The organism is Janthinobacterium sp. HH104 (assembly GCF_001758715.1).
In the GTDB taxonomy this organism is placed as follows: domain Bacteria; phylum Pseudomonadota; class Gammaproteobacteria; order Burkholderiales; family Burkholderiaceae_D; genus Janthinobacterium; species Janthinobacterium aestuarii.
The window spans coordinates 537,223-561,739 of the sequence record NZ_LRIB01000013.1 but is presented as its reverse complement, the minus strand read 5'-3'; the positions used below and the strand labels follow the sequence as shown (position 1 = coordinate 561,739).

Annotated in this window: 21 protein-coding genes and 1 tRNA gene; 9 read left to right on the top strand and 13 right to left on the bottom strand. The window is 64.7% G+C overall.

The features are described 5' to 3' along the window. Positions 1 to 151 precede the first annotated feature (151 nt). The 3 genes from JAB6_RS03355 to JAB6_RS03345 all read right to left on the bottom strand — a co-directional run bounded on the left by JAB6_RS03355 (position 152) and on the right by JAB6_RS03345 (position 3,904). Positions 152 to 2,563: a catalase gene (locus JAB6_RS03355; RefSeq protein WP_070301357.1), complete on the bottom strand. Its 2,412-nt coding sequence runs from the start codon at positions 2,561 to 2,563 to the stop codon at positions 152 to 154. A 240-nt stretch (positions 2,564 to 2,803) separates the two neighbouring features. Beyond that, entirely contained in the window at positions 2,804 to 3,157 is a 354-nt protein-coding gene (locus tag JAB6_RS03350; RefSeq protein WP_034747191.1) for a YqjD family protein, read from the bottom strand. 333 nt (positions 3,158 to 3,490) lie between these two features. Beyond that, the gene (locus JAB6_RS03345) at positions 3,491 to 3,904 is read right to left on the bottom strand and encodes a DoxX family protein (RefSeq protein ID WP_217494597.1); all 414 of its coding nucleotides are present in this window, start codon (positions 3,902 to 3,904) and stop codon (positions 3,491 to 3,493) included. Between the two features lie 187 nt (positions 3,905 to 4,091). Here JAB6_RS03345 and JAB6_RS03340 point away from each other — a divergent pair, with 187 nt between their 5' ends. The 3 genes from JAB6_RS03340 (at position 4,092) to JAB6_RS03330 (ending at position 6,633) form a co-directional block, all read left to right on the top strand. Next, positions 4,092 to 5,069 (top strand): alpha/beta fold hydrolase, encoded by a 978-nt coding sequence (locus JAB6_RS03340; RefSeq protein ID WP_034747184.1) that lies wholly within the window; start codon positions 4,092 to 4,094, stop codon positions 5,067 to 5,069. 164 nt (positions 5,070 to 5,233) lie between these two features. After that, positions 5,234 to 5,977, top strand: a complete 744-nt coding sequence (locus tag JAB6_RS03335; RefSeq protein ID WP_070301356.1) for a sensor histidine kinase — start codon at positions 5,234 to 5,236, stop codon at positions 5,975 to 5,977. Between the two features lie 14 nt (positions 5,978 to 5,991). Further along, positions 5,992 to 6,633 (top strand): response regulator transcription factor, encoded by a 642-nt coding sequence (locus JAB6_RS03330; RefSeq protein ID WP_034747888.1) that lies wholly within the window; start codon positions 5,992 to 5,994, stop codon positions 6,631 to 6,633. An 11-nt stretch (positions 6,634 to 6,644) separates the two neighbouring features. Here JAB6_RS03330 and JAB6_RS03325 read toward each other — a convergent pair whose 3' ends face one another. Next, positions 6,645 to 6,923: a XapX domain-containing protein gene (locus JAB6_RS03325; RefSeq protein WP_070301355.1), complete on the bottom strand. Its 279-nt coding sequence runs from the start codon at positions 6,921 to 6,923 to the stop codon at positions 6,645 to 6,647. 73 nt (positions 6,924 to 6,996) lie between these two features. Next, on the bottom strand, positions 6,997 to 7,683 hold the full coding sequence (locus tag JAB6_RS03320; RefSeq protein WP_034747885.1) for a hydrolase: 687 nt from the start codon (positions 7,681 to 7,683) through the stop codon (positions 6,997 to 6,999). A gap of 210 nt (positions 7,684 to 7,893) precedes the next feature. Here JAB6_RS03320 and JAB6_RS03315 point away from each other — a divergent pair, with 210 nt between their 5' ends. Then, positions 7,894 to 8,526 carry a response regulator transcription factor gene (locus JAB6_RS03315; protein ID WP_070301487.1) on the top strand — a complete coding sequence of 211 codons (633 nt, stop codon included), beginning with the start codon at positions 7,894 to 7,896 and terminating at the stop codon, positions 8,524 to 8,526. Here the strand turns inward: JAB6_RS03315 and JAB6_RS03310 are convergent. Both JAB6_RS03310 and JAB6_RS03305 read right to left on the bottom strand, forming a co-directional pair. Beyond that, positions 8,500 to 11,580, bottom strand: coding sequence for a sensor histidine kinase (locus JAB6_RS03310; protein WP_070301354.1), 3,081 nt, complete (start codon positions 11,578 to 11,580; stop codon positions 8,500 to 8,502). The genes JAB6_RS03315 and JAB6_RS03310 overlap by 27 nt on opposite strands. Before the next feature lie 6 nt (positions 11,581 to 11,586). After that, on the bottom strand, positions 11,587 to 12,285 hold the full coding sequence (locus JAB6_RS03305) for a YoaK family protein (protein ID WP_070301353.1): 699 nt from the start codon (positions 12,283 to 12,285) through the stop codon (positions 11,587 to 11,589). A 245-nt stretch (positions 12,286 to 12,530) separates the two neighbouring features. Here JAB6_RS03305 and JAB6_RS03300 point away from each other — a divergent pair, with 245 nt between their 5' ends. The 4 genes from JAB6_RS03300 (at position 12,531) to JAB6_RS03285 (ending at position 16,912) form a co-directional block, all read left to right on the top strand. Next, complete coding sequence (locus tag JAB6_RS03300) at positions 12,531 to 14,405, top strand: amidohydrolase (protein WP_070301352.1); 1,875 nt, start codon at positions 12,531 to 12,533, stop codon at positions 14,403 to 14,405. Positions 14,406 to 14,421: 16 nt separating this feature from the next. After that, a complete protein-coding gene (locus JAB6_RS03295; protein WP_254671439.1) occupies positions 14,422 to 15,504 on the top strand; it encodes a porin in 1,083 nt (360 codons plus the stop codon). Positions 15,505 to 15,587: 83 nt separating this feature from the next. Beyond that, positions 15,588 to 16,415: an AraC family transcriptional regulator gene (locus JAB6_RS03290; protein ID WP_070301350.1), complete on the top strand. Its 828-nt coding sequence runs from the start codon at positions 15,588 to 15,590 to the stop codon at positions 16,413 to 16,415. Between the two features lie 77 nt (positions 16,416 to 16,492). Beyond that, positions 16,493 to 16,912: a cupin domain-containing protein gene (locus JAB6_RS03285; RefSeq protein ID WP_034747155.1), complete on the top strand. Its 420-nt coding sequence runs from the start codon at positions 16,493 to 16,495 to the stop codon at positions 16,910 to 16,912. 68 nt (positions 16,913 to 16,980) lie between these two features. Here JAB6_RS03285 and JAB6_RS03280 read toward each other — a convergent pair. The 3 genes from JAB6_RS03280 to pepN form a co-directional block, all read right to left on the bottom strand. Then, positions 16,981 to 17,056 (bottom strand) — tRNA-Thr (locus JAB6_RS03280). A gap of 117 nt (positions 17,057 to 17,173) precedes the next feature. Next, entirely contained in the window at positions 17,174 to 18,175 is a 1,002-nt protein-coding gene (locus JAB6_RS03275; RefSeq protein ID WP_034747152.1) for a class 1 fructose-bisphosphatase, read from the bottom strand. A gap of 143 nt (positions 18,176 to 18,318) precedes the next feature. Then, the gene (gene pepN, locus JAB6_RS03270) at positions 18,319 to 20,973 is read right to left on the bottom strand and encodes an aminopeptidase N (RefSeq protein WP_070301349.1); all 2,655 of its coding nucleotides are present in this window, start codon (positions 20,971 to 20,973) and stop codon (positions 18,319 to 18,321) included. A 197-nt stretch (positions 20,974 to 21,170) separates the two neighbouring features. Between pepN and JAB6_RS03265 the strand changes: the two genes are divergently transcribed. Then, positions 21,171 to 21,800, top strand: coding sequence for a DUF4136 domain-containing protein (locus JAB6_RS03265; protein WP_070301348.1), 630 nt, complete (start codon positions 21,171 to 21,173; stop codon positions 21,798 to 21,800). Positions 21,801 to 22,110: 310 nt separating this feature from the next. Here the strand turns inward: JAB6_RS03265 and JAB6_RS03260 are convergent, their stop codons facing one another. The 3 genes from JAB6_RS03260 to JAB6_RS03250 are packed head-to-tail and all read right to left on the bottom strand — an operon-like array spanning position 22,111 to position 24,462. Then, on the bottom strand, positions 22,111 to 23,100 hold the full coding sequence (locus JAB6_RS03260; protein ID WP_070301347.1) for a quinone oxidoreductase: 990 nt from the start codon (positions 23,098 to 23,100) through the stop codon (positions 22,111 to 22,113). A 23-nt stretch (positions 23,101 to 23,123) separates the two neighbouring features. Beyond that, on the bottom strand, positions 23,124 to 23,513 hold the full coding sequence (locus JAB6_RS03255) for a methylglyoxal synthase (protein ID WP_034786684.1): 390 nt from the start codon (positions 23,511 to 23,513) through the stop codon (positions 23,124 to 23,126). A 28-nt stretch (positions 23,514 to 23,541) separates the two neighbouring features. After that, positions 23,542 to 24,462: a DMT family transporter gene (locus JAB6_RS03250; protein ID WP_070301346.1), complete on the bottom strand. Its 921-nt coding sequence runs from the start codon at positions 24,460 to 24,462 to the stop codon at positions 23,542 to 23,544. Positions 24,463 to 24,517: the final 55 nt, after the last annotated feature.

Genomic DNA, 24,517 nt, shown 5'->3' with positions numbered 1-24,517 from the left:
ATAGAAATAGTTGCAAATGAACAGTTCTAGTCAGCAGCATATCACCGCGGGACGTTTTTATTGTTTACATTGTTGCAGGGCGTTGCGCACGAAACGCAAACAGGGTATGCAGCGGGGCCGGCGGATCCGGCCCCTGTGCAGACGCAGTCACTCACACCCGCGGCGGATCCGTCTCGCGCGCAAACGCCCTGTGCGCGGCCAGCGCCTTCTTGAACGCAGCCACGGCTTTCGCTAGGTCGCCGGAAGGCGCGACGATGATGGCGGGATCGGGCTTGCCATCGGGCAGGGTCACCGGCACGCCAGCCTTGTCCAGCAGGTCCTTGCCCGCGCCTATGGCCAGCATCGGCTTGCAGTGGCGGTATTGCAGGCGCAGGAAGTCGAGCGCGTTGGCGTCGCTGCCCAGCTGCTGCACGGCGCCCTGGCCGTCGGGCACCACGACGGCGTCGAACAATACCCCCGGCCCTGCTTCGAGCGAGATTTCCACATCGAGCGGCACGCCGCCGCTCGTATCGACTTTGCCCAGGTGGCTGCCCACTAGGCGCGGCGCGGCGCCATCGGCCAGCAGCGCGGCATAGATGCTGCGCACCTGCGCGCCATCGCTGCCCGGCCCCACGAGGATGGCCACGCGCAGGGTATGGATGCCTATCTTGCCGGGACGGAAAAAGAGCGACAGGGCTGGCGATGGCGGATACGCGGGCAGCGGATCCAGGGAAGCGCGCGGCATGACGGGCGGCAACGCCAGGCCCAGGCCATCGGCCAGGCGCTGCGCCAGGGTCTCGTCGACATTGCGCAGCATGGCGACGATGCGCTGGCGGATCGCCACCGTCTGCACCTTGCTCAGTTCAAAGCGGAACGCATGCACAATGTGCTCTTGTTCGACAGGCGTCTGGCTGATCCAGAACAGGCGCGCCTGGCCATAATGCTCGGCGAACTTCTCGGGCTTGCCGCGTACCTTGTCGCCTTCGGCGGACGCGGGAAAACTGTTGAAACCTTTCGCCCCCGCCTGGAACGGACAGCCGCCCGCCAGCGAGTTCGGTTCATACGCGACACGGCCCCGGTTGATGGCCTGGCGGTGCATGCCGTCGCGCTGGTTGTTATGCACGGGCGCCAGCGGCGCATTGATGGGAATCTCATGGAAATTCGGGCCGCCCAGGCGCGTCAGCTGGGTATCGACATAGGAATGGATACGCCCCTGCAGCAGCGGGTCGTTACTGAAATCGATGCCGGGCACGATGTGCGCCGTACAGAAGGCCACCTGCTCCGTCTCGGCAAAAAAATTGTCGGGATTGCGGTTCAGGACCATTTTCCCGACGGGGATCAGAGGGACGACTTCTTCGGGAATCAGCTTGGTCGGGTCGAGCACGTCGAAGGGAAACGCTTCCGCCTGCGCTTCCGTGAAAACCTGGAAGGACAGCTCGTATTCGGGATACTCGCCACACTCGATGGCTTCCCACAGGTCGCGCCGGTGGAAGTCGGAATCGGCGCCGCTGATCTTGACGGCCTCGTCCCACACGAGCGAATGCGTGCCGGCCATCGGCGACCAGTGGAATTTGCAGAATACGGACTGGCCCTTGGCATTGACGAGGCGGAAGGTATGCACGCCGAAGCCCTGCATCATCCGGTAACTGCGCGGGATGGCGCGGTCCGACATGACCCACATCAGCATGTGCGTGATTTCCGGCGACAGCGACGCAAAATCCCAGAAGGTGTCGTGCGCGCTGGCCGCCTGCGGCATGCCGTGGTGCGGCTCGGGCTTGACGGCGTGGACCACGTCGGGGAATTTCATCGCATCCTGGATGAAGAAGACGGGGATGTTATTGCCGACCAAATCCCAGTTGCCCTCGTCCGTATAGAACTTCACGGCGAAGCCGCGCACGTCGCGCGCCGTATCGGTCGAACCGCGTTCGCCGGCCACCGTGGAAAAGCGCACGAAGACGGGCGTGCGCTTGCCCGCCTTGGCGAACGGCGCGGCGCGCGTCAGCTTGCTCTGTTCCTTGTAGCATTCGAAATAGCCGTGGGCGGCCGAACCGCGCGCATGCACGACGCGCTCGGGGATGCGCTCATGGTCGAAATGCGTGAGCTTTTCACGCAGGATGAAATCTTCCATCAGGGTGGGGCCGCGCAAGCCCGCCTTCAAGGAATTCTGGTTGTCGCCCACGGGCACTCCCTGGTTCGTCGTCAGCACGCAGCCGCTGTCGTCGGCACGGGCGCCGTCGAGCGAGGCGTTACGCGCATTTTCGCCAAGTGCCGGGTGACCGTCGCCCGTCTTAGGAGACACTGTCGTTTCGCCCGTGGTGCTGGCCGTGGCCAGCGGTTCGCCCGTTGCCACATGCACGCCTTCGACCGGCGTGCGCGCTGCGTCGCCATACTGGCCATCTTCCTTGGGATTGACGGCCATGGCGGCGGACAACTGCTGGCCGGCGGCCGTCTTTTGCAGCAGCGCGCGGGTCACGTCATTGTCCGCGCCCAAGCTGTGCGGCGCATTGCTGTCGGATGGGCCGGACATGCTGCTCAATACGGAACCCGCACCGTCCGTGAACGGCGTTTTCTTGTTGGTAGCCATTACATCTCCTGTGAGTAGTTTGCCCCGGGAAGTAACGCTACAACTCCCTCATTCAGCGCACGAACAGGGCAATCAAAATAATGATGGGAATAGGTATGCCGATCAACCACAACAAAATGGAGCGCATCATCACTCTCCTTTACTGCTTGCTACTACCTTGTGCGCGTGGGCGCCGGCCCACCCGCCATGACGGCGGAGGGAACAGCGCCCACGACAGTACCTTCCAGGAAGGCGCAGAACTTATTTACGCGAACCCAGCAGTTTCGACAGGCCATAACCAGCCGCTGCCGCGATCAGCAGGGACACGGCCGGGCGTTCGCGCACATAACCGCGGCCCGTTTCGCCGGCGCGCTGGCAGGCGGCGCCCAATTGCTTACCGCGCGCCATCAGGCGTTCGGAAGCCTTGTTGACGCTGTCGCTGACCTGGCCGAGGCGTTCACCCACCTGGTCGACGCTGTCATGGGCGCGCGTGGCCACCTTGTCGGCCAAGGGCTGGGCCTGGCTTGCCACCTTGTCGATGGTGCGGTGCAAATCCTGACGGGTATCCTGGGCGGTGCCATTCATATCGGAGCTGGTTTTTTCAATCGCGTTCATGATGGTTTCCTTTAACAGTGAATAATTTCAACCATGCTCGATGCCGTGACCGAATCATGATTCTCCTCGCTTCGGGGAAAAAGAAGCGGCTAAACGCTGCCGGGCTGAGCCATATCAAACAGTGGATCAGCAGCAAGCTGTTGGCACTACCTTAACTGCGTCCACCCCGCGCCACCGTGCGCTGCCACACCTTGAGACACAGACTTAAATTCCTGTTGGAAATAACAATCCCCGCCGGCCTAGTGGGGCGGGCGGGGATCGGGGTGAAATGGTGTTATTTAGGCGTAGGTCGGGTTAGCGGAGCGTAACCCGACACATCGTTGACATCACCGCTTACGCCCGCAACCGCGCATCGAGCGAATAGCGTCCAGCGCCGCTGATGGCGATGGTGCCGAAGACGATGATCAGTAGCCAGCCGAACTGGCCGTCGGCGATGCTCCAGTCCGGGTGCACGAGCAGCATGGACACGCCCAGCAGGAACAGCAATGGCAGACAGGCCAGGCGCGTCAGCAAGCCGGCGGCGACCAGCAGCGGGCAGAGGATTTCCGCGAACAGGGCGCAGTACAGGGTGATGGCGCGGCCCAGGTGCAGCGGGTCGTCGATATGCGCCAGTTCATCGGAAAAATGCAGCAGCTTGGGCAGACCGTGCACGTGCAGCACCAGCAGCGCGCCCGTCAGGCGCGCAAACAGCATACCCGCATCGGGTAAAAAGGGGCCGGCCAGCGCCGCCATCCAGTTTTTCTTCATGATCGCTCCAGTGGGAAAGCCAGTCGGCGCGGCGCGCCGCTGCCAGCCATCATAGGCAGGCGGACACGTGGGCGCGACTGGTCTTTTGGCAGAGGCGCCGGCGCGCGCGAAGGCCTAGACTGGCCGATGCCATCACTGGTCCAGGCCGTAACCGGCCTCCCTCCCCCATCCCCGAAGGAAATGCATCATGTCGAAGAAAATCGAAGCCGAAGAAGTCACTTCCCGCCGCAAGCTGCTCGTCAGCGTCGCCGGTGTCGCCGCCGGTGCGGGCCTGCTGGCCGCCGGTGGCGCCAGCGCCGCCGCCAAGCCTGCCGCTGCCGCTGCCGCACCGGGCAAGCTCACCGTCAACAGCGTCACCGTCAAGGACGGCACCGTCATCCACTTCAAGGACTGGGGCACGGGCACGCCCGTCGTCTTCAGCCACGGCTGGCCATTGCAGGGCGACGCCTGGGAAGACCAGATGATGTTCCTGGCCAGCCACGGCTACCGCGTGATCGCGCATGACCGCCGCGGCCACGGCCTGTCGAGCCAGCCATGGCAGGGCAATGACATGGATACCTACGCCGACGACCTGGCTACCCTGCTCGACGCGCTCGACATCAAGGGCGCGACCCTGGTCGGCCATTCGACGGGTGGTGGCGAAGTGGCCCGCTATATCGGCCGCCATGGCGAAAAACGCGTGGCCAAGGCCGTGCTGGTGGGCGCCGTGCCGCCGCAGATGGTCAAGTCGGACACCAATCCGGGCGGCTTGCCGATGTCGGTGTTTGACGGCATCCGCGCCGGCGTGCTGGCCGACCGTTCGCAATTCTTCAAGGACCTGACCGTGCCCTTCTTCGGCGCCAACCGTCCCGGCAACAAAGTGTCGCAAGGCATGCGCGACACCTTCTGGCTGCAGGGCATGCAGTGCGGCATCAAGAACGCCTACGATTGCATCAAGCAATTTTCCGAGACGGACTTCACGGCCGACCTGAAGAAAATCTCCGTGCCGACCCTGGTGGTACACGGCGGCGACGACCAGATCGTGCCGATCGACGCGTCCGGCAAGGCTGCGGCCAAGCTCATCAAGAACGCCAAGCTGGTCATCTATGAAGGTGCGCCGCACGGCTTGCCGGCTACCCACAAGGACCGCCTGAACGAAGACTTGCTGGCCTTTATCAAGTCCTGATCGTTCTTCGCTTCCCCGCACCGCCGGCCCGCCCGGCGGTGTTTATCGCCTCCGCCGCATAAAAAAACCGCCCGCCTCCCCCATTCGTATAACTGCCTTGCCTGACGGCGCGTGCATACTTGTTGCAATGCGGCATACGCCGCGACAGCGACAGGAGCACGGCGATGGCCAGCATGCATTATTTCCCTCAGAAGCAAGACGCCGGCCTGGCGCACGCGCAGCACATAGGCGGCATGGACGGCATGGGTGAATTTGCCGCATCGGTCGCGCACGAGGTGCGCCAGCCGCTGGCGGCCATCGCGCTCAATGCCGATGCCGCCTTGCGCTGGCTCGACCACGATCCGCCCCGCCTCGACGAGGCGCGCGCGGCGCTGGCCCTGGTCGCCAGCGCCGGCAGCCATGCCAGCGCCGTGCTGCGCAGCGTGCATGGCCTGGCCTGCAAGGCGCCGGGCAACCACGATCATTTTGTGGCCGACGACGCCGTGCAAGACCTGCTGCCGCTGCTGCGCGCACCGCTGCAACGCCACGCCATCCACCTGGAAACGCAGCTGGCAGCTGGCCGCCCGCTGCTGCACGCCGACCCGGTGCAATTCCGTCAAGTCCTCCTGAACCTGCTGATGAACGCCATCGAGGCCCTGCAGGGCACCAGCGGCAGGCCGCGCACGGTGCTGCTGTCCTCGCGCCTCGATGGGGGCGTGCAGCATTTCAGCATCGCCGACAATGGCGCCGGCATCGCGCCGCAGGCAGCCGACCGCCTGTACGACGCCCTGTATTCCAGCAAGCCGGACGGCATGGGCATGGGCCTGGCCATCTGCCGTCGCATCGTCGACGCACATGGCGGCCGCCTGTGGCATGCGCCCGGCGCGCCCCACGGCAGCGTCTTCCACTTCACCCTGCCAGCGTTATGAGGACAACCATGGACATGACCACGCCTCCGGCCGATCCGCCGATTACCCTCTTGATCGCCGACGACCACCCGCTGATCCTGGCCGGCCTGGCCTCGCTGATCGCCTCGCTGCCTGGTTTATGTCTGCTGGGCCAGGCCGGCACGGGCCTCGCCGCCGTGGAGCTGTACCGGGAGCTGCGGCCCGACGTGGTGCTGATGGATTTGAACATGCCGGAGATGCATGGCATCGAGGCGATCGAGCGCATCTGCGCAGACGACGCGCAAGCGAAGATCGTCATCCTCACCAGCTACCAGGGCGAGGACAGCGTGCACCGGGCCTTGCGCGCCGGCGCGCGCGGCTACCTGCTGAAGGATTCCGGCTTCCTGCAACTGACGCAGTGCATCCGCCAGGTGGCCGCCGGCAGGCACTACCTGCCGCCGGAACTGGCGGCGCAGCAGGCCAGCCGCATCGACGCGAACCGCCTGTCGAAACGCGAGCACGACATCCTGCTGCACCTGTCCGCAGGCAAGAGCAACAAGATGATCGCGCGCAGCGCCGGCATCGAGGTGGGCACCGTCAAATTCCACGTGAATAATATTTTGACCAAGCTCAACGTATCAAGCCGCACCGAGGCGGCCACGGTGGCCGCCCGGCGCGGCTTGCTGGGCGCGTTCTAAGGCCACGGATATCAGGCAGCGCTGTCGTCCTGCTGCGGCTCGGCCTTGGCCAGCGTTGGCTTGGCTTCCACGCCGCTGATCTTCGGCACGCATTCACTGCGCAGCCACGATACCGTCACGGCTTCGCCCGCCATCAGGCGCTTGACGCTGGGGACGATCTGTTCGCCGATCAGCATGCCCAGCAGGCCGATCAGGGCAATGGCTGGCGGCGCCGGCGAGCGCACTTGCAAGACGGCGTAGATGATGCCAACGAGCAAGCCCACGGCCAGCGAAATCACATATAACTTCATGGCGCATTCCTTTCGATGAAAAAAAACGCCGCGCGCGGTCAGGCGCGCGGCGCATGGCATAGCCGCGCGGCGATTACTTGGCCGGCACCGGCGCCAGGGTCGTGTGTTCGCCATGGATGCGCTGCGGCGCCTTGTGCACCATCGTGTAGGCGTAGTCGACGCCCATGCCGTAGGCGCCCGAGTGTTCGCGCACGATGGCCATGACGGCGTCATAGGTTGCCTTGTGCGCCCAGTCGCGCTGCCATTCCAGCAGCACCTGCTGCCACGTCACCGGCACCACGCCTGCCTGGATCATGCGCTGCATGGCGTAGTCGTGCGCTTCCTTCGAGGTGCCGCCCGAGGCATCGGCCACCATGTAGATTTCGTAGTCGCCTTCGAGCATCGCGCACAGGGCGAAGCTGTTGTTGCACACTTCCGTCCACAGGCCCGACACGACGACTTTCTTCTTGCCGTTGGCGGCCAGTGCATCGCGCACCTTCTGGTCATCCCACGAATTCATCGAGCTGCGCTCGAGGATATCCTTGCCGGGGAAGACGTCGAGCAGTTCCGGGTAGGTGTGGCCCGAGAAGCTTTCCGTTTCCACCGTGGTGATGATGGTGGGGATGTTGAACACCTTGGCGGCCTTGGCCAGGCCCACGGTATTGTTTTTCAGCGCCTGGCGGTCCATCGACTGCACGCCGAACGCCATTTGCGGCTGCTGGTCGATGAAGATGATCTGGCAATTGTCGGGGGTAAGGACTTCCAGTTTCGGATTGGTCATGATGTCATCCATGAAGGTTGGGGTTGAGTGGGTACTGCCGTGCATCGTATGCCTGGCGGCGCGCCCGCACCACTATCTAAATATAGGCTGGCATGTTGATTGCCTCTGGGAAATAGCTCCTACAGGAGGGCGGGCGCTGCGGTAAAATACCTTTTGCTTACCATGTTCCGACGACTCTTGATCGATAACTCTTCTTTGCCAGACAACATCATGCGCAGCGATACGGCACCGATACGCGTCCTCATCGCCGACGACCACCAGTTGCTGCTCGACGGCATCGCGGCCCTGCTGCGCGCCTTTCCCGGCGTGGTACTGGTGGGCCAGGCGACCGATGGCCAGCAGGCGGCACAACAATTTGACGCGCTGCTGCCCGATGTCACGCTGATGGATTTGCAGATGCCGGTCATGAGCGGCCTCGACGCGATCGGCGCCATCCGCACGCGCCATCCGCAGGCGCGCATCATCGTGCTGACCACCTACAAGGGCGACACGCAAGTGCTGCGCGCCATCCGCGCGGGCGCCTGCGGCTATGTGCTGAAAAGCGCGCTGCGCCACGAATTGCTGGCGGCGATACAGAACGTGCACGCGGGGCGGCGCCACATCACGCCCGAGATCGAGGCGGAGCTGGCGCTGTATGCGTGCAGCGACGTGCTGTCGAACCGCGAACTGGACGTACTCAAGCAGGTCGCGCAAGGCAATTCCAACCGCGAAACGGGTGCCCTGCTGCAGATCAAGGAAGAAACCGTCAAGGCGCACATGAGCACCATCCTGGCCAAGCTGGGCGCCAGGGACCGCACCCACGCCGTCACCATCGCGCTACGGCGCGGCATCCTCGACGCCTGAGCGGCGCCAGCGCTGCCACCAGCGGCGCAGCGGGCCCTGCGCCACCGGCCAGGCGCGGCGCGCCGGCACCCGCAGGTGCCACTGCGTGCCGCCCCCGTCGCGCCCGCCCACCGACAGACGCGCGCCGAGCCTGGCGGCGCGCTCGCGCATGCCGGGCATGCCCCAGTGTCCGGGAATCTGTCCATTGGCCGCCACCACGGGCGGCAAGCCCTGGCCATCATCGCGCACGAGCAGTTCAATGCCGCCGCACGCATAGCGCACCGCCACCTCGACCACCTGCGCGCGCGCATGCTGGAAGGCATTGCGCAGCGCTTCGCTGGCGATGCGGTAGATTTCGTGCGCGGCGCGCGCATGCAGCATGCGCGGCTCGCCTTCCTCCGCATAGCGGAACACGATGCCGTGCTGCGCCGCCAGCCGTTCGCCTTCGCGCTGCAGGATAGCGCTCCAGCGCGCGCCGGCATCGTCGCCGGCGCGCAAGTCGTGCACGTGGTCGCGTCCTTCGCCCAGCATGCGGTCGGCGTCGTCGAGCGCGCGCAGCATGGCGGCGCGCGCGGGATCATCCTCGGCGATGGCCATGCTGGCATTGTGAAAGTGCAGAATCATCGCCTGCGTGCCCTGCAGCAGAGTATCGTGCAGTTCGCGCGCGATGCGTTCGCGCTCGGCCTGCTGCGCCTCCATACGCGTCTGCAGGCGCGCGGCATGCTGGCCCAGCCGCCAGCGGCAAACGCCATACGCGGCCGCCAGCAGCGCCGCCGCGCACAGGCTGCGGAACCACCAGGTCTGGTAGAAGGCGGGCAGCACGCGGAACGGCAATTGCGCCACCGCGCTGGCCACGCCGTCGCCATTGATAGCCATCACCTGGAAGCGGTAGGCACCCGGCCCCAGGCCCGTGTATTGCGCCTGGCGCCGCTCGTCCGCATGCTGCCAGTCCCTGTCATAGCCTTCCAGCCGGTAGCGGAAGCGCAGGCGCGACGGCGCGCCCAGGCTGCTGGCGTTGTAGGCGAACTGCACGTCGCGCGTGCCGGCCGGCAGGCGCTCATAATCGGCGGCAGCGATGTTCTCGCCATCGACCATCAATGCGCCGATCTCGGCCTGCGGCGCCGGCAGCGGCGGCGCCGGCTGGCGCGGGTCGATCCAGAAGGTTGCGCTCTGGCGCGAAAACCAGATCCTGCCATCATCCGCTTCGGCAATCGAGTCGTTATGCAGCAAACTCATTTTGCCGTTCAAGCCATCGGCGCCATCGTACAACTGCGCCTGCATGGGATGCGATGGATCGCGCAGGGCCTGGGCTACTTCGGCGGCGGCCACGCGCACGGCGCCATTGCCCGTATTGAGCCACAGGCTGCCGTCGCGCGCGCGCAGCATGCCGACCACGCCGTCGAAAACGCCGGGCACCGCGGCACGCAGCGGCACGAAGCGCCCATCGTGCCACAGCGCCAGGCCATGCTGGCCGCCCGCCAGCAGCTGGCCGCCCGTCTCGATCAGCGCGGGCACCTTGCCCAGGTCCAGGCCCTGTGCGGGACCATAGCTGGCCAGGCGCCCGCCGTCCAGCACCACCACGCTGCCGTCCGGATAGGACAGCCACAGGCGGCCGGCCGCATCGGCCAGCAGCGCCAGCGGCACCTTGCGCCCGCCCTCGGGCAAGGCTGGTTCGCGCCGCCATGCGCCGTCCGCGTACTGGAACACGCCGGCGCCGCTGAAAATCGCCCACAGGCTGCCGTCGGGCGCGTTCACGGCCATGCGCACCCGTTTCAACGCGGCCGCTTTCGGCGGATAGGCAATCGTCTCGAGCACGCGGCCATCGTCGCCATCGAGCCGCAGCAGGCCGGCGCGAGTGCCCACGCGGATACCACCCGGCGCCGCCATGATGGACGTGACGGGCCCCAGCGCAGGGGCGCGCAAGACCTTGCCGTCGGGCGCCGCCAGCATCAGCGGCGCATCGCCTTCGCGCGACAGCCACATGCGCCCGCCGGTGCCGGGCGACAGCTGCTGCGCGCGGAAGGTTTCGGGCGCCTCGGGTCCCGCGCGCGCGCTGAGGATCACGGGCGCGGCCTGGCGAAAGCGGTCCAGGCCCGCATACGTGGCAACCCAGACATTGCCTTCATTGTCGTCGCACAGGGAACCGATCAGCACATTGCTCAAGCCGTCGCGGGGCAGGAACGATTCCGTGTCGCCGCTGATGCCCAGCTGTTGCGGCTCCAGCGCGCCGGCGCTGCGCGTGCGGTGCAGGCCGAACTGGCTGTCGAACCACAAGGTGCCCTGGCGGTCGACCAGCATGCTGCCGCTGGTGCCGCTCGTATCGCGGTAGATCCAGCGGTGGTCGAGCTGGTCGTAGCGCTCGAGCGAGTCGATGATGCGGATGCCGCGCAGCTCCAGCAGATACAGGCGGCCGTCCGGCCCCTGCTGCGGCGGCGCGCGCAGGTCCAGGCGGCCCACGGGCGGCGCAAAGCGCGCCTGGCCCGGCTGCCAGAGAAACAGGCCCTGTTCGCTGAACACGCCCAGCCTGCCGCCGCGGTCCGCGAACACGGCCGAGGCCTTTTGCGCCGTGTAGCCCTGCGCCGGCCCCATCGCCTGCCAGCGCCGGCCGTCGAAGCGCGACACCCCGGCCACGCCGGCGGCCCACACGGCGCCCGTGGCGTCGATGGCAAAACCCCAGACGGAACCGGGCCGCAGGCCCTGCGCCTCGCCGTAATTGCGCACCACGCCATCCTTGACATGGCTGATGCCGCCCACTTGCCAGCCCACCCACATGCCGCCGTCAGCCGCGCGCTTGAGGGCCAGGGTCACCGTATCGGGAAACGCGCCCTGGCGCGCACGCACGGGTTCGAAACGCAGGCCGTCAAAGCGCACCAGGCCCGCATGGGTGCCCAGCCACAGGAAGCCGTCACCGCCCTGGGCGATGACGCTGATGTCGTCCGGCGCGCCATCTCTGGACGTCCAGCTGGTGTGCTGCAGCTGGTGGATGCCGCGCGCCGCGTCGATGGCCAGCCCGGGAGGGCTGAACAGCAGCAGCAAGGGCAGCCAGCACAGCGCGGCCAGGACGGGCAGGCGCACGGCCGGTCAGGCGGCAGGCACGGCCGCGTGGCCGCTGCGGTGCTGCACGATGATCAGGCCGGCGAGCAGCAGCAAGGGCACGGCCAGCGCCACAAAGCCGAAAGCCAGGTAGGCAAAGGCGGCCGCGATGGCGCCCAGGGCGAAGGCTGCCAGCGGCCAGAAGAACTTGCCGCAGCGCGCATGGGTGGCGGCATCGGCCGCGCCGCGCAGCACGTCGACGGTGTCGATGACGATCTGCGTCACGTTCCCCGTCATCATGGAGGTGGGCGCCAGGTGCGCCAGCAACAGCCGGCTGGTGGCGCTGTGCACGCCCATGGCGGCCGTGCCCAGCAAACCCGCCGCCATGGCCATGGAACTGACGTCCTTGCCGATCGGTTCGGCCAGGATGCCAAACACCATGAAGCCGGCCAGCAAGGCCCACTGCAGCAGCATGGCCAGCGTCAGCGACGGGCCGGCGCGGCGCTCGACGGCCAGCACCATCAGGCGCGTGACGGCGACGCCGGCGATAAAGGCGGGAAAAGCGAGAAACTTCAGCAGGATGGAGGCGCGCGATGCGTCCGCCAGGGCGGCGCCGATCAGCACGAAGTTGCCCGTGACGTGGGCCGTAAACAGGCCAAACAGGGCAATAAAACCCAGGGTATCGACATACCCGGCTAAAAATCCCAGGCTGGTGCCGAACAAGCGGCTGTGTGGTGGCTGATCCATCGAATGACTCCTGATACCGTGCAATGCACTAAAAAAACAAAAAACGCGCCAGGGAAGCGCCCCGGCGCCACTGCCTGCATGGTAAGGCATGCGGCCGGCCTGCGCCCCCGTCCTTCGGCCAGTGCGGCCCGCTTCACCTGATCTTTTGGCCCGTGTTCAGGCGCGGGACGTCCGCTACACTGGCCGACGTGACTTTCGCGCCGCGCACGCCGGCCCTCCCCGCACCGCAACCATGGAGCTGCACCATGCCAGAACACACCCTCCCCGCCGCCGCACCCTTGATACTGCTCAATGGCTGCTTCCATACCGTCGACAAAAGCTGCCCGCAAGCGAGCGCGGTGGCCATCGCCGACGGCAAATTCCTCGCCGTGGGCGATGCCGATGACGTCATGCGCCACCGCACGCCCGACAGCCGTGTGATCGATCTGGGTGGCCGCACCGTGATTCCCGGCCTGAACGACTCGCACCTGCACCTGATCCGCGGCGGCTTGAACTACAACCTGGAATTGCGCTGGGAAGGCGTGCCCTCGCTGGCCGACGCCCTGCGCATGCTGAAAGAGCAAGCCTTGCGCACGCCGAACCCGCAGTGGGTGCGCGTGGTCGGCGGCTGGAACGAATTCCAGTTCGCAGAAAAGCGCATGCCGACTCTGGACGAGATCAACGCGGCCGCGCCGGACACCCCTGTCTTCATCCTGCACCTGTACGACCGCGCCCTGCTGAACCGCGCCGCCCTGCGCGTGGTCGGCTACGATAAAAATACGCCGAACCCGCCCGGCGGCGAAATCGTGCGCGACGCTGCCGGCAATCCCACGGGCATGCTGATCGCGCGTCCGAACGCCATGATTTTATATGCGACCCTGGCCAAGGGTCCAACCCTGCCGCGCGAATTGCAAGTCAATTCCACGCGCCAGTTCATGCGCGAACTCAATCGCCTGGGCCTGACCAGCGCCATCGACGCGGGCGGCGGCTTCCAGAATTATCCGGAAGACTACGCGGTGGTCGAGGAACTGGCGCAAAAAGAGCAGCTGACGATACGCATCGCCTACAACCTGTTCACGCAAAACAAGGGCGCGGAACTGCAGGACTTCCAGAAGTGGACGGAGATGGTCACGCCGGGCCAGGGCGACGATTACTACCGTCATAACGGCGCCGGCGAAATGCTCGTGTTTTCCGCCGCCGACTTCGAGGATTTCCTCGAGCCGCGCCCGGACCTGGCGCCCGGCATGGACGACGAACTGGAAAAGGTCGTGCGCCACCTGGTGTCGAAACGCTGGCCCTTCCGCCTGCACGCCACCTACGACGAATCAATCGAGCGCATGCTGACGGTGTTTGAAAAGGTCAACCGCGATATCCCGTTCGATGGCCTGCACTGGATGTTCGACCACTGCGAAACCATCACGCCGAAAAACATCGACCGGGTCAAGGCGCTGGGCGGCGGCATCGCCATCCAGCACCGCATGGCCTTCCAGGGCGAATACTTTGTCGACCGCTACGGCGCGGAAGCGGCCAAGGCCACGCCGCCCATCGCCCGCATGCTTGCCTCTGGCGTGCCCGTGGGCGGCGGCACGGACGCCACCCGGGTCGCCAGCTACAACCCGTGGACGGCGCTGTACTGGCTGGTGTCGGGCCGCACCGTGGGCGGCTTGCGCCTGTACGACGCGGGCAGCCGTTTGTCGCGCGACACGGCGCTGGAACTGTGGACGGCGGGCAGCGCCTGGTTCTCCAGCGAGCAAGGCAAGAAGGGCCGCATCCAGGAAGGCATGCTGGCCGACCTGGCCGTGCTGAGCGCGGATTTCTTCAGCATCGATGAAGAGGCGATCAAGTCGATTGAGTCCGTGCTTACCATCGTCGGCGGCAAGGTCGTCTACGGCCAGGCGGAATTTACCAAGCTGGCGCCGCCTGCCATTCCCGTGCTGCCCGATTGGTCGCCCGTGAAAAACGTGGCCGGCCACTACCGCGCCGCGCCGCCGCAAAAAACCAGCGTCATGCAGCAGCACCAGTGCCAAGGCGCCTGCGGCGTGCATGCCCACGCCCACGACGTGGCGCGCAAGAGTTCCGTACCCGTGTCCAGCCATTCCGGCTTCTGGGGTGCGCTGGGGTGCAGCTGCTTTGCGTTCTGAGGTGCGTATGGCGCGCGTGTTTTCATGCGCCGCCGGTGCCCTGGCACTGGCGGCAGCCCTGCCCGCCACGGCACAGGAAAATGTGCAGCTGTACGGCCGCCTGAACGTGGCGCTCGAAGCGCTGCGCTCGTCCGGCAGCGGCGACAGCGTGCAGCGCCTGTCCAACAACCGCTCGGTACTCGGTTTTCGCGGCAGCGAAGACCTGGGCGGCGGCTGGCAGGCGCTGTTCCAGGTCGAGGGTACCTTGTCGCCCGACACGGGCGCAGGTTCCATCGCCGCGCGCGACACGCGTGCCGGCATCGCCGGGCCGTGGGGCACGCTGTTTGCCGGCAACTGGACCCTGCCCTACAACAGCGCCACCTCCGCGCTCGACCCGTTCTATCCCACCACGGCCGGCTACATGAGCCTGATGGGCAACGGCGCGGGCGCGACCGAAAACAATACCAGCAACACGTATTCGTTCGACCGGCGCCAGCAGAACAGCGTGCATTACTGGACGCCGCAGTGGCAGGGCTGGTCGCTGCGCGTGGCGCGCGGCATGGCGGAAGAACGGCCGGCCAACGGTGCGCATCCGGCACTGACGTCGGCCGCCCTGCTCTACGACGGCGGCTCCCTGTACGCCACCGTGGCGCTGGAAGAGCACCGCGACTACCAGGGACGAGGCTTGAGCGACCGTGGCAGCAAGCTGGCCATCGCGTGGCGGATCGACAGCGCCACGCAGCTGGCGTTAGCCTTGGAAAGCCTGCGCTATGCCACGGCGACGGGAGAGCTGCGCCGGCGCACGGTGTATGCCTCCGCCACGCGCCAGTTCGGCCGCCACGGCCTGCGTGTCGGTCTGGCCCACGCGCAAAGCGCCACCGGCAGCGCGCTGGAAACCATCGGCACCGTGCGCGCGGGAGCCGGCACGGGCGCCACCCACGCCACCATCGGCTACGACTACCAGCTGTCGAAACGCAGCAGCCTGTTTGCCTACTACACGCGGCTGGCCAACGGCCGCAACGGCATCGCCGGCTTTGCCATCAACAGCGTCGGACGCGAAACAGGTGCTGCAGGCGCCACCTTGTCGGGCGTGGCGCTGGGCATCAAGCACAACTTCTGAGGCACGGTTTTCATGGACAGCCCTGCGCGCGGCGCGTACAGTCTTCGTTCCGCAACCAGGGCAGGCATCTGCGAACAGACACCATGAAGCGAGCATCAGCGCCGGCGCTTGGCGACTGGGTCAAGTGCGCCGAACCGGTACAGGGAATCGAACGCATCGAGGCGTGGTTCCAGGGCAAGGCCTATGCCATGCACCGCCACGACACCTACGCCATCGGCCGCACGCTGGCGGGCGTGCAGCGTTTCAGCTACCGCCGCGGCCAGCGCGACAGCCTGCCCGGCAATACCATGATCCTGCATCCCGACGAGGCGCACGATGGCCAGGCGGGTACGGACGCCGGCTTCCGTTACCGCATGCTGTATATCGAACCGGCGCTGTTTCAGGACGTGCTGGGCGGACGCGCGTTGCCCTTCATCGAGGGCGGCGTGTCGACCGATCCCCGCCTGGCGGCGGCCACTTCAACCTTGCTGCCGCACGACGGCCACCCGCTCGAAGCGCTGGAACAGAGCGAGGCGCTGGCCGAACTGGCGCATGCGCTGGCGGCGGCGGCCGGCACGCCGGCGCAGCGTCCAAAAGGCGATTTCCTGGCGGCGCGGCGCGCGCGCGACTACTTGCAAGCGCACTGCACGCGCGCCGTCACCCTGGAGGAACTCGAAGCGGCGACGGGACGCGACCGCTGGAGCCTGTCGCACGACTTTCGCGTTTTCTATGGCACCAGTCCATACCGCTATCTGACGATGCGGCGCCTGGAGATGGTGCGGCGCCTGCTGCTGGCAGGCAGGACGCTCGCCTCGGCCGCCATGGCGGCAGGCTTTGCCGACCAGAGCCACATGACGCGGCATTTCCTGAAAACCCATGGAATCACGCCCGGCCGCTGGCTGCGTTACGCTGGCGGCGCCAGCACACGCTGAAAACACCCACGATCGTTCAATACGGCCGGCAAGCACCTGCGTATTCTGGCTGCATCGCCACTTGAACGGAGCACAGCATGCCAGACACTACCATTACCACCACCACGCGCGGCCAGGGCCAATCCATCGACCTGGCAGGCAAGATCGACCTGATCGACGGGCACTGGCAACCGCGCGTCATCGCCGAAATGAACGACTACCAATTCAAGGTCGTCAAGGTACTGGGCGAATTCCAGTGGCACCGGCACGCCGACACGGATGAAACCTTCATCGTGCTGGACGGCGAATTGCGCATCGCCGTGCGCGGCCCTGGCTATGCGGAAGGACACGCCATCGTGCTGACTGCCGGCCAGCTGGCCGTGGTGCCCAAGGGTGTCGAACACAAGCCGTGCGCCAGCGCCGAAACGAGGCTGCTGCTGATCGAACCGCGCGGCGTGGTCAATACGGGCGACGGCGGCGCGGGGGAACGCACGGTGCAGAACGACCAGTGGATCTGAAACAGGAAAGCGACAAATAACAAAAAACCCGCTGACTTTTGCAAGTAAGCGGGTTTTCTGATGAAACTTGGTGCCGTTGGCCGGAATCGAACTGGCGACCTTCACATTACGAATGTGCTGCTCTACCAACTGAGCTACAACGGCGAAGACCCACATTCTACAAACAATGCACAAAATTTGCTAGTGTCAACGCGAACTTTTTTGCATTTTTTTAGCGGCCTTGCTGCGGGCCGCTAAAAATCGTGGAAAAGTGCGGTTTTTTTACTCAGCGTGGTAGGCCGTCACGCGGGCCACTTCGTCTTTCGAACCGAGGAAGACGGGCACGCGCTGGTGCAGCTTGTGCGGGGCGATGTCCATGATGCGCTGCTGGCCGTCGGTGGCCGCGCCGCCCGCTTGCTCGACGATGAAGGCCATCGGGTTCGCTTCGTACATCAGGCGCAGCTTGCCCGGCATCGAGGTGTCGCGCAGGTCGGCCGGGTACATGAAGATGCCGCCGCGGTTCAGGATGCGGTGCACGTCGGCCACCATCGAGGCGATCCAGCGCATGTTGAAATTGGTGCCGCGCGGGCCCGTGTCGCCGGCCAGCAGCTCATCGACATAGCGCTTCACGGGCGGATGCCAGTGGCGCGCGTTCGACATATTGATGGCGAATTCCTTCGTCGTCGGCGGAATCTGCATATTGCTTTGCGTGAGGACCCACGAACCCATTTCGCGGTCCAGGGTGAAGCAGTTCACGCCATTGCCGAAGGTCAGCACCAGCATGGTTTGCGGGCCGTACACGGCGTAGCCGGCCGCCACTTGCTTGCTGCCTGCCTGCATGAAGTCCTGTTCCGTCGGCTGCCCCATGCCGTCCGGCGCCTTCAGCACGGAGAAGATGGTGCCGATCGAGACGTTGACGTCGATGTTCGACGAGCCATCGAGTGGGTCGAACAGCAGCATGTATTCGCCCTTCGGATAGCGGTTCGGGATCGGATGGATCGATTCCATTTCTTCCGACGCCATGGCCGCCAGGTGGCCGCCCCATTCGTTCGCTTCGAGCAGGATCTCGTTGGAGATGATGTCGAGTTTTTTCTGTACTTCGCCCTGCACGTTTTCCGTGTCGGCAGTGCCCAGCACTTCGCCGAGCGCACCCTTGCCGACGGCGTGGCTGATGGTCTTGCAGGCGCGCGCAACGACTTCGATCAGCAGGCGCAGTTCGGCCGGAATGCTGTTGTTCGAGCGCTGCTCTTCAACCAGGTATTGCGTAAGACTGATGCGTTTCATGAAACCCCTTCGTTAGTTTTAAATACGTCTCGTTCGGTGCCTGTCGGCTTACGCGCCCCTGGCGCTAAGCCGACCTACAAATGATGAATGCCCATGCATGCGCGTAGGTCGGATTAGCCCGCAGGGCGTAATCCGACGTGCAATCAATTTGCCAATGCCTTGGAAACGACTTCCATCACGTCGTTCGACAAACTGGCCTGGCCGGCGACTTTTTCCAGCGCGTCGCGCATGGGGCTTTGCAGCGCGGGCACGTAACGGCGCCAGCGGTCCATGGAGCGCGCCAGGCGCGCGGCCACTTGCGGGTTCAGGGCGTCGAGCGCGATGACCTGCTCGGCCCAGAAGGCGTAGCCGCTGCCGTCCTGTGCATGGAACTGCGATGGATTGCCGTTGGTGAAATTGAAGATCAGGCTGCGCGCGCGGTTCGGATTTTTCAAGGTGAAGGCCGGATGCGTCATCAGCCGGCGCACGGCTTGCACATCGGTCGTTGGCGCGGCCGCCTGCATGGCAAACCACTTGTCGACCACCAGCGCTTCGTTCTCGAAATCGCTATAGAAGCTGGTCAAAGCCGCCTGCGCATGCGGCTGCGAGCCGGAATGAATCAGCGCCGCCAGCGCTGCTGCCCGGTCCGTCATGTTGCCGGCATTGTCGAACTGCAGCCGCGCCAGGTCCAGCTCCGCCGCTTCGGGCGCGATCAGCAGATACGACAGGGCCAGGTTTTTCAGCGCGCGCTTGCCCGCCGACAGGGCGTCCGGGCTGTACTCGCCCGGCGTCTGGTTGGCGTGGTACTGCGCCAGCAATTCAGGCTTCAGGGCTGCCGCGATGGTGCGGCGCATGAACTGGCGCGCCGCATGGATCGCCTGCGGGTCGACTTGCGCCATACGCTCGGCGATGATGGTTTCCGACGGCAGGATCAGGGCCAGCTCGCGGAAGGCGGGATCGAGCGTGTCGTCGGCCAGCAAAGCGCGCTGCGCTGCAATGAAGGTGTCGTCCAGCGCCAGGGTCTCGCCGGCGGCGACGGCGCCCGTCAGTTTCAACAGCCGCTCCATGGCCAGGCGCTGGCCCGCTTCCCATCGGTTGACGGGATCGCTGTCGTGGCGGAACAGGTGCAGCAGTTCCGCGTCGGTATAGCCGTATTCGAGCACCACGGGCGCGGAAAAATCGCGCAGCAGCGATGGCACGGGCGCTTCCGCCACGTTCGTGAAGCGGAAAGTCTGCGACGCTTGCGTCAATTCCAGCACGACGCTGGTGGCGCCATCAGCTGCCACGCCATCGACGTGCAGCGGCAGGTCGCGGCCATCGGCAGCCAGCAAGCCGACGGTGACGGGAATGTGGAACGGCAGTTTCTTCGCCTGGCCCGGCGTGGCGGGACAGCTTTGCGCCAGGGTCAGCTCGAACGTCCGGCTGGCCGCATCGTAGCGCGTGGAAGCGGTGACGATGGGCGTGCCGGCCTGGCTGTACCAGCGCTCGAATTGCGTGAAATCGCGGCCATTCGCCTCGGCCATGGCGGCGCGGAAGTCGTCGCACTGGACGGCCTGGCCATCGTGGCGCTCGAAGTACAAGTCCATGCCCTTGCGGAAACCGTCGCGGCCCACGAGGGTCTGGTACATGCGCACCACTTCGGCGCCCTTCTCGTAGATGGTGACCGTATAAAAGTTATTGATCTCGACAAAGGAGTCGGGACGCACGGGATGGGCCATCGGACCCGCGTCTTCGGGGAACTGCGCCTGGCGCAAGGTGCGCACCTGGTCGATGCGCGTGACGGCGCGGCCCGTGTCCGTGCCGATCATGTCGGCCGAGAATTCCTGGTCGCGGAATACCGTCAAGCCTTCCTTCAGCGACAGCTGGAACCAGTCGCGGCACGTCACGCGGTTGCCGGTCCAGTTGTGGAAGTATTCGTGGCCCACCACCGCTTCGATGCCCGCGTAATCGACGTCGGTGGCAACGCGCGAATTGGCCAGCACGTACTTGGTATTGAAAATATTCAGGCCCTTGTTTTCCATGGCGCCCATGTTGAAGTCGCCCACGGCGACGATCATGAAGCGGTCCAGGTCCAGCTCCAGGCCGAAGCGTTCCTCGTCCCAGCGGATCGAGTTTTTCAGCGACTGCATGGCGTAGTCGGTCTTATCGAGGTTGCCCTCTTCCACCCACACTTGCAGCAGCACTTCGCGGCCCGACTTCAAGGTGTAGCGCTCTTCCTGGCACACCAGGCGCGCGGCGACGAGGGCGAACAGGTAGGAAGGCTTCTTGAACGGATCTTCCCACTTGGCGTAATGGCGGCCGTCGCCCAGGTCGCCCTCTTCGATCAGGTTGCCATTCGATAGCAGCACCGGATATTGTTCCTTGTCGGCGCGCAGCATGACCGTGTACTTGGCCATCACGTCCGGACGGTCCGGGAAGAAGGTGATGCGGCGGAAGCCTTCCGCTTCGCACTGCGTGAAGAAATTATGGTTCGATACGTACAGGCCCGACAGCGACGTGTTGTCCTGCGGCGCCAGCACGGTCTCGATATCGAGCAGCACCTCGTCCGGCGCCTTGGGGATGGTCAGCATGCCTGCCGTCAGCTTGTACTGCGACGGCTTCAGCACCTTGCCATTCAGGCGTACCATCACCAGTTCGATATGTTCGCCGTGCAATTCAATGCTGCGGCTGGCGCTGGCCGGGTTGTGGCGCAGATGGATCCGGCTCGCCACCACTGTGCGGGCGGGATCAAGATCGAAACCAAGTTCGACGCTGTCGACCAGGAAGCTGGGCGGCGTGTAATCTTTGCGGTAAATCGTCTGAGGGCTGTCTGTGCGCATAGGGATTTGGGTGGGAGCGGAGGCAAAAGCCTATTTTACCAACACCAGGCCCCGATAGTCGCGATTCGGCTCAGGAATGTTGGATTCCCTTACACGCCGACATGCTCGGTAACATTCTGTAATAATGAATAGAAACAAATAGAACTATTCTTATAATACTAAGCGATGAATTGTGTCTACTATCTGGAGGTCATGCAATGAAACGTTATCTCACCATCATGATGGCCGCATTGACCGTGTTGCTGACCGGATGCGCCACCACCATACGCAGCGATGTCACCGTCTTTCATGAGTGGCCTGCGCAATTGCAGGACAAATCGTATGCGTTTGAAGCGCCAGCGGCAGAAAACGACACGCTGGAATACCGCAGCTACCAGAACCTGGTGCGCGCGGAACTGGCCAAGCACGGCTTTGGCGAAGCTTCCGGCCCTGCGGCAGCCAATTTGCGCGTAGCGATGAATTTCTCCACCGTCGACTATCCTGAGCGCGTGCTGCAAGCCACCGATCCATTCTGGTATGGTCCAGGCTACTGGCCTGGCCGCTACGGCTACCGTTACGGCGCCTGGCCAGGCTATGGCCGCTTCGGCTACAACCCCTACTGGTATGGTCCGCTGGACGTGGAAGAAAGCGTGCGCCATAAATACGAGCGCGAATTGCGCATCACGATCAATGACCGCAACGGCAAGAAACTATACGACGTGACCGTGCAATCGAGCAGCAACAAGCGCGCCACGTCGCAAGTGATGCCGGCCATGGTAGCGAGCGCCTTTGCCGACTTCCCGGGCCAGAGCGGCGTACCCCGTAAAGTCGAAGTCAAGGTGGACTGAGAGCGCCAGCCAAAACCTACTGCGCGCCGCGATCTACGGCCTGCGATGCTCACTGTACCTTCGTACAGTTGCGCTTCTCGACCGCAGCTCCCTTCCGCTCGCTACGGTTTTGTCAGGCGCGGAAAGTCTGAAGTATGCTTAAAAAAACCCGGCTTGTGCATTGCTGCATCAGCCGGGTTTTTCATGTCTGCATTTCATTCCTAAGAATAATACGCCTCGGCCGCAAAGGTCAGCGCGCCGATCAGGGCCACGGCCAATAACAGCGCGATCAGCAGCCGGCCGAATTTCGGCGTGCCGTCATTGCCGCCGCTCATGGCACGATGATGGTCGAGCCCGTCGTCTTGCGCCCTTCCAGGTCCGTATGCGCCTGGGCGATATTGGCCAGGCTGTAGCGCTGATTGATCTCGATCTGCACTTCGCCGCTGCTGACGACGCCGAACAGCGAGGTCGCCATCTCTTCCAGGTTCGTGCGGTTCGACGCATAGCTGAACAGGGCTGGACGCGTGAGGAACAGCGAACCGCGCGAGGCCAGTTCGCTCAGCGTAAACGCCGGCACGGGACCGGAAGCGTTACCGAAGCTGACCATCATGCCCAGCGGCGCCAGGCAGTCGAGCGAGCCCGTAAACGTATCCTTGCCGATGGAATCGTAAACGACGGAGACGCCCTTGCCGCCCGTGATTTCGCGCACGCGCTCGACGAAGTTTTCCGTGTTGTAGTTGATGACGTGGGCCGCGCCGTGCGCCTTGGCCAGCGCCACCTTTTCATCGGAGCCGGCCGTGCCGATCAGGTTCACGCCCAGTACCTTCGCCCACTGGCAGGCGATCAGGCCCACGCCGCCCGCGGCCGCGTGGAACAGGATGGTGTCGCCCGCCTTCAGCGCCACCGTGCGGTGAAACAGGTATTGCACCGTCAAGCCTTGCAGCATCATGGCGGCGGCCGTGTCGAAAGCGATACGCTCGGGCAGCACCAGCAGCAGGGCCGCCGGCAGGTTGCGCTGCTGCGCATACGCGCCATTGATGCGCGCCGCATACGCCACCCGGTCGCCGACCTTCACTTCCGTGACGCCCTCACCCACCGCCTCGACGATGCCCGCGCCCTCGACGCCGAGGCCATTGGGCAGCGGCTGCGGGTACAGGCCCGTACGGAAATACACGTCGATGAAATTGAGGCCGATGGCCTCGTGCCTGACGCGCGCCTCGCCGGGACCGGGCGGCGGCAGTTCCACGTCCACATATTCCATCACTTCCGGGCCGCCCGTGCGCTGCACGCGGATAGCTTTGGTGGTAATCGTTGCACTCATGCTCATCTCCTTGTCTGGGTGAATCAGGCGGCCGCGCTGGCCCGCGCCTGCAGTTGCGACAGCACCAGGTGCGCCGACGACAGATTTGTCGCGCACGCCACGTTATGCACGTCGCAGGCGCGCACCAGCGCGTTGATGTCTGGCTCGTGCGGCTGCGGCGTCATCGGGTCGCGCAGGAAGATCACGCAATCGATCAAGCCTTCCACCAGCAGGGAACCGATCTGCAAGTCGCCGCCGAACGGGCCCGAATGCTTGCGCTCGACTGCCAGCCCCAGCTCGTTGATCAGGCGCCCGCCCGTGGTGCCCGTGGCCGACAGTTCGCAGCCCTTCAAAAAATCCAGGTATTCGCCCGCCAGGGTAATCATGTCATCTTTTTTCTTGTCGTGGGCAATCAGGGCGATGCGTGTTTTCATGGTGAGGACTTTTCAGTGGGTGGAGGAATTATTTCTTTTTCGACAGCAAGTAAATACCGGCCAATACCAGGCTGGTGCCCGCCAATTGCCAGTTGGTGATCGGTTCATCGAGGATCATGGCGCCCAAGAACAGGGTCGACACGGGGCCGATCATGCCCGCCTGCGAAGCGACGGGCGCGCCGATGCGCTCGACGGCGATCATCGTCATGAAGACGGGCATCACCGTGCAAAAGATACCATTGAGCAAGGATAAACCATACACGGGCATGGGCTGGATCAGCAGCTCGACGGGGCGCAGGATGAAAAATTGGGCGATGCAGGCAAAGCTGGCCACGCACATCGCGTAGGAAACGAGCCGCATCGAGCCGATGCGTTTCACCAGTTCACCCGAGCCCAGCAGATACACGGCATACGAGCAGGCCGAGCCCAGCACCAAAGTGGAACCCAGCGCCACATTGCTGGCGCCGCCCTGCAAGTCATGCACGAACACCAGCACGATGCCGCAGTAGGACGTGAACAAGGCCAGCCACTGCAAGCGGCTGATGCTCTGCTTGAAGTACACGGTGGTAATCAGGAGCACGAAGGTGGGCGTGAGGAACAGGATCAATCGTTCGAGTCCCACGGAAATGTATTGCAGGCCCAGGAAATCCAGATAGCTGGACAGGTAATAGCCGACGAGGCCCAGCCCGACGAGGCGCAGCCGGTCGCTGTTTGATAACGGCGGCTCCGTGCGCATCTTCCACCAGGCAATGACGGCAAACACGGGCAGCGAAAAGATCATCCTGAAGGCGATCAGGGTGACGGCGTCGATCTGGTAGCGGTACAGCAGCTTGGCGACGATGGCCTTGGTGGAAAACAGCACCGCTCCGCCCACGGCGATGGTCAGGCCACCGAGGTAGACGGAACGGGAAAGCGAAGATGGGGTTGCTTGCGGGGAACTGGAGCTCATGTCCAGATTGTAATGGCAAAAGCGAAAGGAAGCTGAGTGCTGGGGTCAGACCCGG